Annotated in this window: 3 protein-coding genes; all 3 read left to right on the top strand. The window is 39.9% G+C overall.

What is annotated here, in order from left to right:
• A partial coding sequence (locus tag DW005_RS13550; RefSeq protein ID WP_347461774.1) for a hypothetical protein occupies nt 1–471 on the top strand: 471 nt, incomplete at its 5' end.
• 123 nt (nt 472–594) lie between these two features.
• The gene (locus tag DW005_RS14050; protein ID WP_207658755.1) at nt 595–876 is read left to right on the top strand and encodes a hypothetical protein; all 282 of its coding nucleotides are present in this window, start codon (nt 595–597) and stop codon (nt 874–876) included.
• Nucleotides 877–918: 42 nt separating this feature from the next.
• Nucleotides 919–1,407, top strand: a complete 489-nt coding sequence (locus DW005_RS13540) for a VanZ family protein (RefSeq protein ID WP_181975063.1) — start codon at nt 919–921, stop codon at nt 1,405–1,407.
• Nucleotides 1,408–1,567: the final 160 nt, after the last annotated feature.

Raw genomic sequence — 1,567 nt, 5'->3', positions numbered from 1 at the left:
ACAATTTTTATTAACATAAACGGAAGCCGAGAAGATGTACCGGAGGAACTTGCACATCTTCTTGATTACCTGAAAACAAAGACTCCGACGGATGGATTTACCGAGCGATTAGAACAGCGTGTGCTGAAAATCCGAAAAGACACAGAATGGAGGGATGACTATATGACGCTGGAAATGAAGATGGATGAGAAGTATGAGCAGGGGCGTGAGCAAGGATTGAAAGAAGGGATTACAAAGGGAATCGAGCAAGGAATCGAGCAAGGAATCGAGCAAGGAATCGAGCAGGGAATCGAGCAAGGGATTGAGCAAGGGATTGAGCAGGGAATCGAATTAGGAATTGGTCAAGGTCTGCGTGTACAGATTCAGAAGAAATTAAATAAAGGAAAGTCAATTTCACAAATTGCGGACGAGTGTGAAGAGTCGGAGGAAGTAATTTGGAAAATAATTAGAGAAAATGACTGGAAGGCATGAAAATTTTATTAGTAGTGAGCAGAGTGTCGTTTAAAAACAAAGACTCCGACGGATGGGTTTACCGAGCGACTGGAACAGCGCGTGGTTGAAATCCGAAGAGATACGGAATGGAGGGATGGTTATATGACGCTGGAAATGAAGATGGATGAGAAATATGAGCGGGGGCGTGAGCAAGGATTGAAAGAAGGGTTTACAAAGGGAATCGAGCAAGGAATCGAGCAAGGAATCGAGCAGGGAATCGAGCAGGGGATTGAGCAGGGAATAGAATTAGGAATTGGTCAAGGTCTGCGTGTACAGATTCAGAAGAAATTAAATAAAGGAAAGTCAATTTCGCAAATTGCGGACGAGTGTGAAGAATCGGAGGATACCATTCGTAAAATTATAAGTGAAAAGGACATTGATTAAATGTTAGAACTTATCAAGTATATTTTGCAGGACATAAATCAAGTGTTAGGATATGCGGTATGTGTTGGATGCATTACAGTTGTTCTAAGTTTTGGTTATGTCCTGTTTTGTAAAGGAATAAAGAGAAAATTGGGTAATCGGAAGAAAAATCTTTTGATGGGGCTACTGACCTTTTATGTAATTCTTATTTTGATCATATCTATTTTTTCCAGAGAACCGGGTAGTCGTGTTGGGGTTAGTCTTATTCCGGGGGAAACTTGGACAAGAGAGTGGCAGGGGAGAGCTTATGTAATTGAAAATGTTTTGCTGTATATTCCGTTTGGCATGCTTGGAATGGGAGTTTGTTATTATGTAAATAGACGGGGAATTTATGTTGTTTTGGCTAGCTTTCTTTTGAGTTTGACAGTAGAAGTCACACAATATGTTACTCAAATGGGATATTTTCAGGTAGATGATTTGCTAACAAACACTTTAGGAACCTTACTGGCAGTTATTCTTTGCAAATTTATTACCTCTTGCAATCCTCGCTAAGCTGTGTTAAGATATGCATAAGCAGAAAGTCCAAACATTATCAGAAAAAGTCAAATAGTATAGAATCGAGAAAAAACTTCACTGCGAAATCACAAAAACAAAATTGAAAAAGCAGGGAGGTTAGTACATGGGATATCTCCCTGAGAGGGAGGTATGTCAC

This window comes from Clostridium sp. AF36-4 (genome assembly GCF_003435975.1).
GTDB lineage: Bacteria > Bacillota > Clostridia > Lachnospirales > Lachnospiraceae > Eubacterium_F.
This window is presented reverse-complemented; position numbering and strand designations above follow the sequence as displayed.

Bases quoted from the DNA above. Each gene is read 5' to 3' on its own strand.
- DW005_RS14050 (WP_207658755.1), top strand. From the start codon at position 595: ATGACGCTGGAAATGAAGATGGATGAGAAATATGAGCGGGGGCGTGAG.